The sequence below is a fragment of the Aestuariivivens marinum genome, from assembly GCF_022662175.1.
Taxonomy (GTDB): Bacteria; Bacteroidota; Bacteroidia; order Flavobacteriales; family Flavobacteriaceae; genus Aestuariivivens; species Aestuariivivens marinum.
In genome coordinates this window covers 96,781-111,579 of sequence record NZ_JAKMCR010000001.1, presented here as the reverse complement: position 1 = coordinate 111,579, position 14,799 = coordinate 96,781, and the positions used below count along the sequence as shown (strand labels likewise).

The window sequence follows — 14,799 nt, the reverse complement described above, 5'->3', positions numbered from 1 at the left end:
GCATTATGAAAAAAATAAAATATATCTTAATATATGTCATGAGTGGTTTACTTTTAACCGCTTGTGAGAGTGATAAGTTTTTGGAGCAAGCACCAAAAGATGAACTTTCTGTAGCTACAATCTTTAGTACCTACAATAATATAAAAACCTATTCTTGGGGTTTCTATGATTTTTTTGATACTTATGGAAGAAGCACAAGCTGGTCAGCCACTAATGATCTGGATGGTGATTTAATGCTTGGAGGAAGACGTTCGTATATTTATGGAGAATATAATGTGCCATCTACAGATGGCAGATACACCAGGTCATATTCCAATATAAGAAAGGTTAACATCATGCTCGATAATCTATATAGGGCAGAGATTACAGAAGAAGAACGTAACCATTGGCGTGGTGTTGGCTTATTCTTTAGATCTCACGAGTATTTTAAATTGCTCTCTACTTTTGGAGGGGTAACTTGGGTCGAAAATGAGTTAACCGATCAGGATACCGATATTCTATATGGTCCTAGAGATAGTCGCGATGTTGTTGCAGATAATATTTTAAGAGACTTATTGTTTGCTGTAGATAACATTAAACCTAATGGTGATGGCGATAACACTATCAATGCCGATGTAGCTAGAGCCTTATTGTCAAGATTTGGGTTATTTGAAGGTACTTGGCGTAAATACCATGGTTTAAGTAATTCAGACAAGTTTCTATCCGCTTGTATTACGGCATCTAAGGCCTTAGTGGATAAATACACCACAATAATGGCAAATTATGATAGGGTCTTTAATAGTATGGATTTAGCAGATCAGCCAGGTATTTTATTATATAAACATTATGTGATAGACGAGCTAACCCATTGGGTTTCAACCAATACAAGATCTACAAACAACAAGTATGATATAACCAGAAAGGGAATTGATAAATTTTTAACTAAAAACGGATTGCCTATTTATAATTCAGGAAACACGCAGTTTTTAGGGGATAAAAATCCTAATGATGAGTTTAAAAACAGAGATGACCGGTTGCTTATCATGACACCTCCACCCTATAGGGTTTCTGGAGACGGATCTCAAAATTTCGGATATTTATCATCAAACCCGTCAGATCCAAGTAGGGAATATTTCCCCATTTTAGAAGCAATCACAGGAGGATTTCCATATAAAAATTTACCTGATAGAAACTGGTCTGGTCGTGTAACAGGGGAAGTCCCTAATTTCACCAGATTGGTTCCAACGCAAACAAATAACGGATACCGTTTTTGGAAAGTTTGGAACGAACATAATTATAAGACATCTTCTGCAGATATTAGTGATATGCCTTTGTTTAGGATGGGCGAGGTGATGTTGAATTATGCCGAAGCGACTTTTGAAATGGGTCAGTTTAATCAGACTGTGGCAGCAGCTACAATTAATAAATTAAGAGCGAGAGGTGGAATTGTACCTATGGATTTAGGAGCAATTAATTCAGATTTTGATCCTATGAGGGATGCGTCAGTAGACCCAGTGTTGTGGGAAATTCGTAGAGAACGAGCCATTGAACTTATGGGCGATGGTTTCAGACGTGAAGATTTAAGGCGTTGGAAGAAGATGGATTATGCCACCGAGGTGAAATTGGGACGTTGGATTAAAAAGTCTGATTATCCAACTGTAAAAATTCAAGATAATGCTCCTGAGGGATACGTGCAATTTTTAGATGATATACCAGGGGCTTTTCCAGAATATTATTACCTATATCCTTTGCCTTCAGAGGAATTAGTAATTAACCCTAATTTAGATCAAAACCCAGGGTGGTAGTAAAATCAATTAATTTTAAAAATGAAAAGACAATGAATCATATTAAAATAAAATCATTAATACCACTTTTACTCTTAGCTTTAGTTTTTGCTTGTTCACCGAATGATAATGGTTTGCGCAAAGATGAAGGTTCGGTAAATAGTAGTTTATTGCCAACTGTAGACTTTACTGCTAGCTCTACTACAATATTTCAAGGCGAATCGGTAACATTTTCAAATACTACAGCAGGAGAAGGATTGCTTTATTTGTGGAGTTTTGAGGAAGGTAATCCGTCAGAAAGTCATGAGGCTAACCCAGAGGTGACTTATTTTACTACAGGTGCGTTTGCCGTAACATTAAAAGTTAGAAATGAGTATGGAGCCCAAGAAATAGTTAGGGAAGGTTATATAGTGGTCGAAAAGGTGCCAATTCAAAAGCAGCCGCAACATCCAGCTGTTACAGTAAGATTGAATTTTGAAGAAAATTTGGGTAATGAAGGTTCAGTAGATACTGATGCCGAAACAACTGGAGCTATTGCCTTCGAGGCTGGAATAGTAAATGGTTTTGCTTTTACATTTGATGGAAGCAATGCGCTTACCATTCCTGCTTACAATGGTGTAAATGGAAGCAACCCAAGAGCTGTAACTGCTTGGGTAAAGACCACAAGTACAACCCGTGAAACCATAACGCACTGGGGTGCTCAGGCTACAGGTAGTAGAGCTTCTTTTGTTATGAATGGTAACGGAACCATACGCTTTGAAGTAGCAGGCGGAGGCATAAATGGGGTTACTGCTGTAAACGATGGTCAATGGCACCATGTGGCACATGTGTTTGATGGTGTGGATACTGTAAGAATGTATGTAGACGGTGTTCAAGATGCTATTTGGACAACAGGTATTATAAACACCGGAGTTGGCGGAGAAACTGTTGTGGAAATTGGTTCACAACTTGGAGGCAATGTATTTGATGGTAGTATGGATGATGTCCGTATTTATGATGTTGCTTTAAGTGATGGTGATATAGAATCCATTGCCAATGCCGATAAATTGGCAGTAAAATTAAACTTTGAAAGTGGATTGTTTAATGAAGGAGATAAAGGTGAAGATGTGATCTCAGCAGGAACTCAGGCTTTTGGTACTGGAAGAGTGAATGGCCAATCCTATACCTTTGATGGTGGTAATGCCTTAACGGTAAACCAATATAAGGGTGTAAACGGAAGTAACCCAAGAACTGTAACGGCATGGGTAAAAACCTCAAGTACCACTCGTGAAACCATAACACATTGGGGAGCACAAGGTATTGGAAGTAGAGCCTCTTTTGTAATGAATGGTAATGGTACTATACGTTTTGAAGTCGCTGGAGGTGGTATTAATGGAGCAACAGCTGTTAACGATGGACAATGGCACCATGTAGCCCATGTATTTGATGGCGTAGATACAGTAAAAATGTATGTAGATGGTGTTGAGGATGCCAGTTGGACAACAGGTATTATAAATACAGGAGTTGCTGGAGAGACCGATTTAGAGATTGGTTCACAATTAGGAGGCAATATTTTTGATGGTAGTATGGACGATGTTCGAGTATATGAATCGGCCTTGAGTGCTGCTGCAATAAACGCTTTGAGTCAACAATTTTAGTATACTTAATGTTTTTGTTGTGAGTTTTAAAAATATATTTTTATTTTAAAATAGTCTATAAGGGTTCTGTAATAGGGACCCTTATATTTTTTAATATTTATGTTGTGATTATGAATCTTAGAAGTATTTATTTGTTACTGTTTTGTCTTGCATTGGCTTCATGCAATTCTAAAACCAAGAAAGAATTAGTAAAGGAAATTAAACCTAACATCATCTACATTTTAGCGGACGATTTGGGTTATGCCGAAGTTGGAGCTTACGGGCAGGAAAAAATAGAAACCCCCAATATTGATGCTTTGGCTAAGTCTGGGATGTTGTTCACCCAACATTATACCGGGGCACCTGTTTGTGCGCCTGCTAGAGCATCGCTTATGACAGGAACCCATATGGGACATTCACCGGTAAGAGGCAATGACGAATGGGGAAGCAGAGGTGATGTATGGAGTTATGTGGAAATGGCTAAAGATTCTACCTTGGAGGGACAGTCACCATTGGGGGCAGATGTGGTCATTTTACCAAAATTGCTTAAAAAGGCAGGTTATACCAATGGGATGTTCGGCAAGTGGGGACTCGGTGCGCCTCATACTGAGTCAATTCCTACAAAAATGGGATTTGACTATTTCTTTGGGTATAACTGTCAGCGTCAGGCACATACTTATAACCCATTGCATCTGTACGAAAACGAAAAGCGTTATCATTTGGCCAACGATACCGTACCGCCTAATACGAAATTGGATGAGGGAGTCGACCCCTATGACGAAGCTTCTTATGCCAAATACAATCAACCATATTATTCTCCGGAGGTATCCTTTGAAAAAATGATTGGTTTTGTTGACCGCGTTAAGGACGAACCGTTCTTTATGTATTGGGCAACGCCCATACCCCATGCAGCCATACAGGCACCTAAACGATGGGTTGATTATTATGTCGATAAATTTGGAGAGGAAGAACCCTATTTAGGTCAAAGAGGGTATTTTCCTGTGAGATATCCACATGCAAGCTACGCAGGGATGGTATCGTATTTTGATGAAAACATAGGGAAGCTTATTGATCATTTAAAGAAAACGGGGAAATATGACAATACGCTTATTATATTCTCCAGTGATAATGGTCCGACCTATAATGGCGGTACCGATTCCCCTTGGTTTGATAGTGCCAAACCGTTTGAGAGCGTTTACGGTAGGGGCAAGGGGTTTGTGTATGAAGGTGGTATACGAGTGCCAATGATTGCTTCGTGGCCAGGCCGTATTGTGCCAGGAACTACAACCGATCATATCTCGGCATTTTGGGATGTGATGCCAACATTGTGTGAGGTGGCACAGGTAGAAACGCCTAGTAATACTGATGGTATTAGTTTTCTTAACACGCTTACACAAGAAGGAAAACAACGAGAGCATGATTACATGTATTGGGAATTTCCAGAGTATAATGGACAAGTTGCTGTTCGCATGGGTAAGTGGAAAATGGTCTGGAAGAATATTAAAAAGAACAATACACATATTGAACTCTATAATTTGGAAGAGGATATTGCCGAGCAAAACGATATTTCTGAAACATACCCAGAACTCATCGTGAAATTCAAGGAAATCATCAAAAAAGAACACCATACACCAGTAAATAAAAGGTTTATAATGCCCACACTGGAGGAGTTGACTAAATCTGAATTATAAATTCAAAACAAAAACCAGAAGAACAAAAGCCCCGATAGGTTAAGCCCTATGGTGGCTTTTGTGTTTGTATAATAGTTTTTTTAGTATGTTATTCACAAAAAATGTTATTTTGACGAATCAATAATTATACTACTTTTTTATAAACCTTCATAAAAGTATTGCTCCAAAAACTCCTCATTTTATTACGTTTTTTTATCCCTTTCAAAGTAAAAGAAGTCCTGCTTTAAAGATTAAAGTAGATATAGCATCCTCTTATACATTGTTTTTGTTTTTTTATCTGTATAATAAGGTTTTCGAAAATATTTCCCCTGTTTTCAACGAAAAAATAACCCTATTTTTCCTGTTCTCTCAGTAATTTTAACAAACTAACTGATTTTAAAATTGAGAAATATGAAAACAAAATTACTTTTATTATTAGTCTTATTTACAGGTACAATGGTATTTGGGCAAACTCTAGAAGCAAAATATGAGTTTGCTACCAATGGAGATTTAACAGACGCCTCGGGTAATGGAAGAACACTAACAAAAGTAGGGAGTACTCTTAAAACTTTTGCAACAGACAACTTTGGTAATGTAGAAAGTGCTTTCGACGCCCAAGATGTTACAGGCGAATACTTGGTGGCTACAGGTTATAAAGGTGTTGGTGGTGATGGTGCTAGAACAGTGGCAGCTTGGATAAAACTAAGAGCTGGAACAAATAGAAGAACTATTGCATCATGGGGCATTAATGAATCGGGGCAAATGTTTAATGTTATGGTAGAATTAGGAAAAATTCGTATTGAAGCTGGTAGCTCGAGTATTTTAAGCTCCCATGTTATACCTAATGGATCATGGCACCATGTAGCCGTAACCTTCGACCCAACTGATGATGGAGGTAAATTATCATCCTGTAAAATGTATATTGATGGAGTATTACAGGACATTGGAGGCTCTTTTAATGCGTCAACTACAATTATTAATACTAATGTAGCAACCCACGATGTTCGTATAGGTGAAGCTGTTTATGGTACAACCCATTTTTATAGAGGGGTATTAAATGATGTGGCTATATATTCTGGGGCATTGTCACAAGCCCAAGTTGCAGCTCTGGCTGAAGCAGATTTATCGGGTACACCTTCTGTAGATTTTATGGCCGATGTTACGTCTGCTAATATAGGAGAAGATATTACTTTCGATAGTAGTGCAACAACAAATAATCCTACTGTATGGGTGTGGGACTTTGGTGGAGGTGATGCGTCTGGAAATACTTATGACCAAAACCCGGTAGTGTCTTATGGAACACCAGGAACGTATACAATTACCTTAATAGCTAGAAATGCAAGTGGTGAAGGAGTGTTAACCAAAACGAATTACATTACCATCACAGGGAATGTTAATTATTTAAAAGCACAATATAATTTTGATGGTGATTTAACCGATAATTCGGGTGAAACGGGTACATTAGTAGAAACTGGATTTTCAGCCATGTACGAGAATGATAATGAGTCTAATCCAAATGCGGCTATAACATTACCTTCTGTAGATGGGCATTCTTTGGCAAGTTCAGGAAACTTTATTGTTACAGGAAATTCTCCCAGAACTGTAACCGCTTGGATTAAAACAAATTTTAATGAGTATCAGGGTATTGTATCTATGGGAGCATCAGGTACAAGAGAAAAGTATTCTGTGGTAATAGACGATTCTGGAAGGTTGCGCACTGAGGTATCAGGAGCAGGCCATAATGGAGCTGTTGACATAGCAGATGACACTTGGCATCATATAGCTTCGGTTTATGATGGTTCTGGAAAAAATGAATTATATGTTGATGGTTCCATAATAGCAACATCTACAGGGTTTGGCACTTTAATTACAGCAGAAGCACCTCTGTATGTGGGTACTGAAAATTTTGATGTTGCTGCTAGAAGTTTTAAAGGTGCTCTAGACGATGTGCGTGTTTATTCACGGGCATTGACTTCTAGTGAAATTACAAGTGTATATAATAGACAAAGTCTTTCTGTAGCTTCAAATTTAGAAATTCAAGATATTAGTTTGTTTCCAACAAAAGTATCAGAATATTTAACTGTCAGAACTAAAACACACATGACTCTAAAGGTTTCGGTTTATAATATGTTAGGAGGTTTGGTTAGTAAGATTCCCCATACTGCTTCAAATGAAGTAAAAGTCGATATGTCTACCCTAGCTACAGGTTTATATATAGTAAAAGTAAGATCTGGGTTGCAATTTTCAACGTTCAAAGTAATTAAGCAATAGGTTTATTGTAAAGTGTTTTATGGTTAATAGCAATGTTCCTAAAAATCCAGTATCATGGTTTGTCCATTAATACTGGGTTTTTTTGAATATTTTGAAAGCACTTTAATAAATGATAAATTCTGTTTACCGTTTCTTCTAAAGTTAAAGAAAACATATCAGGTCAGTCTATAATATCTGCGTTGTTTAAGGTTATGTTTAAAAGGAAATGCTCGTAAAAGATAAAAAAATAGACTTTAGTTGAAGATGATTAAAATCGGATAAATAATTTTATCTACCCTAAAAGCCGATTTAGTCTCCCAAAACATACAAGGTCATTTGGTAAATTGCCAAGTAATTAGGCGTTCAAATGACATGCAAAACAATAAAAATAAACACATGAGAAAGTCAATTCAGGCAATTGTAACAATGCTTTTGCTTTTAGGTTCATTTCAATTACAAGCACAGAAATACAAGGAAATGATGAATGATCCCAATTATAATGTTTATGATGTTATTAAAGAAGGGAACAAATATTTTGAAAGTAAAGACAAAGGAAAAGGATCTGGTTATAAACAATTCCAACGATGGATTATTGCTAATGAGGATGTTTTTTATCCATCGGGAGACAGGACCCAGGTCGACCCTAGGTTAACCTATTACTTGGGAAAGTCAAAGCATGATTTAGAGGCGAGTTTGAAAAGTTCGGCAGGAAAAATAGTTATAGACCCTATAACCGAAAGCCAATGGAATGAAATAGGGCCTTTTGTAGAACTAAAAGAGCCCTTTAGTGATAAGCGAAATGGTAACGGCAGGGTAGATGCGATTTGGGTCGATCCGGATAATGAAGATAGAATTTACATTGGTTGCCGTGGTGGAGGGCTTTGGATAACGACCGATGGAGGAAATAATTGGACGCCTAAAACAGACGACTTAGGAATAACCGGTATTTGGAGTATCGCGGTAAATCCGAACGACCATAACGAAATTTATATATCAACCAATGTAGGCGGCAGTGGAAATTATAGTATTGGTATTTTTAAATCTACCGATGGAGGAAATACATGGAGCCCTACAGGTTACGCTTTAGATGTGGTATCTACTTTTACTAGGGTTCATAAGTTGTTGATGAGCCCTGAAAACACCAATATTATTTTTGCAGGAACATCTTCGGGGCTTTTAAGGTCTTCAGATGGTTTTCAAACTTATACGACAGTATTGTCTGGTAATATTACAGACTTAGAATTTAAACCAGGAGATGCTAGCATAGTTTATGCAACTGATAGTTCAAGTAAATTCCTATATAGGTCGACAAATTCTGGGCAGGCCTTTTCCGCAACTACAGCTTCGGGGTCAGACCCTCAAGTAGCAGTTTCTCCTGCTGCTCCAAATAATGTATACTTTGCAGGTGACAATGTTAGTCTTAAGTCGGTCGATAACGGTATCACGTTTGTTTCAGGAGGCTCACCAGATGGAGCAATGGGACAGTATGGAGGTTTTGCGGTTTCTGATACCGATCCGAATTTAATTATAAATGGAAGTTTGGATACCTACAGATCTATTAATGGAGGAATAAGTTTTTCCAAAGTTACTAATTGGATCTATACTCAGTCTACTGGGGTTGGTGGTAATTTTGTACATGCCGATAATAGGGAAATAGAAGTGGTTAACGGTACTATTTATATGGGTACCGATGGCTGGCTGGTTAAAAGTACCGATGGTGGGCTGAACTATGATGTTTTGACCTATACCGTAGGAAACCATGAAATCTACCAACATGGTATGGGGGTATCGCAATCTGATGATAATACCCTCGTGGTAGGCGTCCAGGATAATGGAACGAGTATATGGTATGATGGTGTTTGGCACCATTGGAAAGGCGGTGATGGTGGAACGAGTATGATTGATGCCCAAGACCATAACATTATTTATGGATCACTCTATAATGGCGATTTTAAACGTACCGATAATGGAGGTTTTACCTCTGGTCGTGTCGATTTAGGCGATACCAAACCAGGAAGTTTACCACCATTAATTCAACATCCAACTGATTCAGCTATTCTTTTTTTAGGCGAAGGTAGCGGACAAATATGGAAGTCCAACAATCGTGGTAACAGTTGGGAGACACTTGCCAATTTAGGTGTAAACGATGTGATTGATGAAATGGCTATTTCACCTTCTAATCCGGATTATATTTACGCTTCAATTAAGGCAAGGATTTGGAAAACCACTGATGGTGGTGCCAATTGGGTTGAAATTAGTTCGGGTTTGCCAAACCGAGTAATCAAGGGCATTGCTGTCGATTACGATGACCCTAACCAAGTGGCACTTTGTTTTACGGGTTATGGTGCATTTGAGAAGGCCTACAAAACAGATAATGGAGGAACAACTTGGTCAAACATATCTAATGGATTGCCTAATTTAACCACTTCAGACATTGTTTACGACAATACAAGTCATAATGCACTTTATATTGCCACAGACATTGGAGTATATTATATTGATGACACCTTGACCCAATGGCAATCATTTGGATTGGGATTACCCAATGTAGTAGTTAATGATCTTGAAATACAACATAATACCCAAAGATTATATGCCGCTACTTGGGGACGTGGGGTGTGGAGTGCTGAGTTGGTAGGTATAGAGGAACCGCCCACGAGTAATTTTGGATCAGATGCACAAACTATTTTTGAAGGCGAAACCATTAACTTTCAAAATCAATCCATAGGATTTCCAAATTCATGGAGTTGGACTTTTGAAGGCGGGACACCAGCAACAAGCACCGACGAAAACCCAAGTGTAACTTATATGAATCCAGGGGTTTATAAGGTTATACTTATGGTGACAAACGATTTTGGAACGGATACCAAAACAGTTGAAGGTTATATTACGGTCAATCAAGCCATAGCACCTGTAGCGAATTTCATAGCAGACACCCAAACTGTTTTTCAAGGTAATTTTGTAAATTTTGAAGATACATCAACCAATTTGCCTTCCTCTTGGAGTTGGATTTTTGAAGGTGGTACTCCAACTACAAGTACCGAACAAAACCCAATGGTTACTTATAATGCCATTGGAACATACAAAGTAACATTAACAGCAACAAATCAGTTTGGATCCAATACTAAAGAAGTAACCAATTATATCACAGTCACAGAAAATCAAGGAACTGGACCTTTGCAAGCACAATTTAATTTTCAAAATAACTTAATTGATGATTCAACATATAAAAGAGACCTCGTTGTACAAGGTACAGGTGATGCAATTTACGTTGACGACCATTTTGGTAACCCTAATAGTGCCTATCAGAAACAATCAGGGCATTATTTAGAGAATACCTATACGGGTGTTGGTGGAACGGGAGAACGAACGGTTACAGCATGGATAAAAACAACTACGGCGGGATCCAGAAAAACAGTTGTGTCCTGGGGAGAAAACATATCTGGAAACATGTGGAATGTTATGGTAGAGAATGGTAATATACGGGTGGAAGGAGGTTCTTGTAATGTGCAGAATGACGATAGTTCAGTAACAAGGTTGGATAATGATATATGGAGGCATATTGCGGTTACTTATGACGCAACGGATGGTGTAACAATGAATTCTATAAAATTGTATATAGATGGGCAATATTATGCTAATCAACCTGATAGTGGCGATTCATTTAATTCTGAAGCAACCATTATAAACACCAGTACGGCAACTAATCTAAGGATTGGAAGTGCAGCTTACAATGGTAGTTACGATTGGATAGGGGAATTGGACGATATAAGGGTGTATTCAAAAGCGTTGACCTTAGAGGAGATTGTAGAAGTTATGAATGAAGCTCCCAATATGTCACCTATTGCAAATTTTGTTGCAGATAATACCAGTATATATGTTGGTGAATCTGTTTCTTTTACCGACACCTCATTGGGTTCTCCAACAGCATGGTCATGGACTTTTACAGGAGGATCTCCCTCATCAAGTAATGAACAGTCACCACAAGTTACTTATAATGTAGAAGGAACTTATGAAGTGTCTTTGGCCGTTACCAATGAATTTGGAACTGATACAAAAACAATTACCGATTATATTGCTGTAACTGTACAACCACCTCCTGTGGCAGATTTTACAGCTAACCTTACTGAAGTTTACGAAGGGGGTCAGGTTAGCTTTTCTGATGTGTCAACAGAAGGACCAACACAATGGGAATGGACTTTTGAAGGTGGTACACCATCAACCAGTACAGAGGAAGATCCATTGGTCACTTATAATACCGAGGGATTGTACAAGGTGATTTTAACAGTAACGAATCCAAAGGGATCCGATACAAAAGAAGTTGCAGATTATATCTTAGTTAAAAAAGCTGTTGACGTCATTTTAGACCAAAACAATTATTCGGTCTCTGTTACCAGCGAGACCTGTAGAAATAGTAATAATGGCAAAGTCAATATTACGGCCTTGGTAGATTACCCTTACACAGCTGTAATAACGAGTACGGGTTTTGATAATACGGTTACATTTGATGTGAGCAATCCCTTAGTTCTAGAAAACTTGTCTGCGGGAACCTATACCATATGTATAACCATAGCAGATGCACCGGATTATGAACAGTGTTTTACGGTACAGGTCGATGAGCCGGAAAATTTGAATGTCTTTTCAAAAGTATCAGATAATAAGGATGCCGTAACATTAGACCTTTCTGGATCACAAACGTATAATATTTATTTAAATGGTGAAATTACGTCTACCACAAGTAGTCGTGTGACCTTGAATTTGGAAGCTGGGAAATTCAATGTTTTAAAGGTGTTTACCGATAAAACATGTCAGGGTATTTATGAAGAGGTATTTGACTTTAGAGGAGAAACTTATTTTTATCCCAACCCTGCCAAAAATATATTAAATGTTGCTTTAAGTGAAACCTTTCAAAAAAGTAAGAATGTAACAATATCCATTTTTAACATAACAGGGGGGGTGGTTTACAACAAAGAAGTTGAAGCAAAACAAGATAGATTGTTAAAAATAGTGTTGCAAGGATTCCCAAAAGGGGCCTATCTCGTTCATGTTGTAAGTGAAGATGAATCTAAAATTCATAAAATGATTAAACTATGAGAAAAAATTTAATATACATGTTTTTAGGCTTGATTTTGTTTAATTGTAGTGGGGGAAGTAATGAAGAAGTAAGGGAAGTAGTAAGGCCTAAGAAGCCTACGGCAGCAAGTTTGGTCTTTCCTGAACAGAATTCAGAATGCACCGAAGGTACAAATGTCACCTCATCCGAAAGTACGATAACCTTTGAATGGAATGCCGGGAATGATACGGATTCGTATGTCTTGACTTTAAAGAATTTGCTGTCCGGGGTAACTACAACACATAATACCAATAACACGGAGATTAGTTTAACCTTATTGCGAGCAACCCCATATTCATGGTTCGTTACCTCCAAATCCAATTCGGTTTCCGATACGGCCGCCAGTGCCACATGGAAGTTTTATAATGCAGGTGAGGGATTGGTGTCCTATGCTCCATTTCCAGCAGTTGCAGTTAGTCCAACTAATGGAGAAAGCATAGCAGCTACAACAACGGTGACTTTGGAATGGTCTGGAAGTGATGTAGATAATGATATTGCACATTACGATGTGTATTTTGGTGAAGGGGAAACATTAAGTTTATTAGCAGACGATGAAACGGGTACAAATGTTTCAAATGTGTCTGTAGAATCTGGTAAAAAATATAAATGGTATGTGGTGACGACGGATGATTTAGGCAATACCTCAAATTCAGAACAATTTACCTTTAATGTCGAGTAAGAGGTGTTTTATTTTAAAATATTGATAACTAAAAAATATATATTGTTCTTTTGTGGCATCTTATTATTAAATTTTTTGCTCTCATGTTCTAATAGTAAAGAAACATTCTATACGTTAAATGAACAACATGAAACGGAGTCTAAATCACTTGTTTTTACACCTAATGAGAGTTTTTTTTCACCCGTGGGGACATTAACTGCCAACCTTAAAGATAAAACATCCGGAAACGAATATAATAAGTATGAGAATTATGACTACATCTATAATTGGCACGTTTTAACTGACACTATTGTTTTTGGAGTGGATATAAAAACCCAAGGGGATTTAACCATTCAGCCTGAAATGGGTATAGCTTCAAATCAAGTAGGGTCTAAGATGCTCATATATTTAGATGATGTTAGTAAAGAAATAACCCTTACGGCTACAGGTTCGGAAAGTACTTATGTTATTCAAAAAGGTGTTACGTTCGAAAATGTTTCGGTAGGATTTCATTTAATTAAATTGAAATTAAAGACATTATTAACACCAAATGAGGGAGTAGGTCACTTTAGTAATTTGCATTTAAGTGGCACTGCGGTAAAAAACTCAACAAACGTAATGCGTCGGTATCGAGCTAAAGCTGTACATTGTAAATGGGGTATAGAAGCATCTGATGCCCCAATTGAAATTAGCGTCCACGAACTTACAATTGCTACCAAAAATGTGAGTTTCTATCAACCCATTACCACGCCATTCGGCTATACAGGATCTACTTGGAATAAGGATTCACAGACCTTTGGCGGTTATAATTTTTCACTTTGGTCCTATGGGGCTAATGATCCAGCGCCACCTTTCTATCAAGAAAGCCATTTAATTGCAGTGGGGCCAGATTTGGAATTTGGGTCTTATGGGCATGAGGGTACTGGTGTTAAGCCTAGAGGGCCACATCCGTATATAGATGTTAATCGAAACATACAAATAATAGCTGTACGTATGTTACCAGGTGAGATTTATGACACCTATTGGAGTTATTATTTAGACCCTATAAGTGAGCATTGGAAGTTGTATGGTTGTGGTAAAAAATACAATAAAACAGGTGAAATAAAATACTTGACTACAGGCGCTTTTGTTGAGGTGCCTGGCGGAGCCCATAAAGTTAGAAGCGGCCATGAAATTTGTGAATCACATTATCGAGGCTGGCAAATGGACACAGTTGGTAATTGGCATACCATTACTAAAATGATAGGAACAACAGCTGAAAACAATTTAAGTGCTAGGGATTGGAAAATAGTAGATAGTAGGTTTGCTATGGAAATGGGCGGCTGGGGCGAAGTAGGTAAACCAAAAGAAACACTAGTTTTAAATGATATAGGAGAATTGCCCTATTATCTTCAAGGGGATTATGTGCAAGAATTATATAAAATGCCGGCTAGCTTTGAGAATCAAGGGGTTTGTGAAATTTCGAAAAATACGGCAAAAATAAAAATAAGTGTTTCTAATTTAGGAACCAATGCTCGGGCCTATTTGTTTTATGGTGTTACCGAAGGACTTACAAAAGAAGCCTTTTGGGAAAAAAATAAAGCCTTCCCCATCGATTTAGGGGAGACTACTGTTATGTTAGAAAATTTAACACCTGAAACCAAGTATTTTTATAGAATTAAAATCATAAACGATGAAGGAATCACATGGTCATTTAATACCAATGAGTTTACAACAAATTAAATTTTAA

7 protein-coding genes are annotated in these 14,799 nt (G+C 37.7%); all 7 read left to right on the top strand.

The features are described from left to right. The first annotated feature begins 5 nt into the window (after positions 1 to 5). The 7 genes from MR053_RS00470 to MR053_RS00440 all read left to right on the top strand — a co-directional run bounded on the left by MR053_RS00470 (position 6) and on the right by MR053_RS00440 (position 14,792). Positions 6 to 1,784, top strand: coding sequence for a RagB/SusD family nutrient uptake outer membrane protein (locus MR053_RS00470; protein WP_242130576.1), 1,779 nt, complete (start codon positions 6 to 8; stop codon positions 1,782 to 1,784). A gap of 32 nt (positions 1,785 to 1,816) precedes the next feature. After that, positions 1,817 to 3,400 (top strand): LamG-like jellyroll fold domain-containing protein, encoded by a 1,584-nt coding sequence (locus MR053_RS00465; protein WP_242130575.1) that lies wholly within the window; start codon positions 1,817 to 1,819, stop codon positions 3,398 to 3,400. A 110-nt stretch (positions 3,401 to 3,510) separates the two neighbouring features. Beyond that, the gene (locus MR053_RS00460) at positions 3,511 to 5,070 is read left to right on the top strand and encodes an arylsulfatase (RefSeq protein ID WP_242130574.1); all 1,560 of its coding nucleotides are present in this window, start codon (positions 3,511 to 3,513) and stop codon (positions 5,068 to 5,070) included. Positions 5,071 to 5,460: 390 nt separating this feature from the next. After that, entirely contained in the window at positions 5,461 to 7,320 is a 1,860-nt protein-coding gene (locus MR053_RS00455; RefSeq protein WP_242130573.1) for a LamG-like jellyroll fold domain-containing protein, read from the top strand. Between the two features lie 375 nt (positions 7,321 to 7,695). Beyond that, positions 7,696 to 12,393 carry a PKD domain-containing protein gene (locus MR053_RS00450; RefSeq protein ID WP_242130572.1) on the top strand — a complete coding sequence of 1,566 codons (4,698 nt, stop codon included), beginning with the start codon at positions 7,696 to 7,698 and terminating at the stop codon, positions 12,391 to 12,393. Further along, positions 12,390 to 13,091 (top strand): hypothetical protein, encoded by a 702-nt coding sequence (locus tag MR053_RS00445; RefSeq protein ID WP_242130571.1) that lies wholly within the window; start codon positions 12,390 to 12,392, stop codon positions 13,089 to 13,091. The genes MR053_RS00450 and MR053_RS00445 overlap by 4 nt, the downstream gene beginning before the upstream one ends. A 75-nt stretch (positions 13,092 to 13,166) precedes the next feature. Beyond that, a complete protein-coding gene (locus MR053_RS00440) occupies positions 13,167 to 14,792 on the top strand; it encodes a DUF3472 domain-containing protein (protein ID WP_223548704.1) in 1,626 nt (541 codons plus the stop codon). The last annotated feature ends 7 nt before the right edge of the window (positions 14,793 to 14,799 follow it).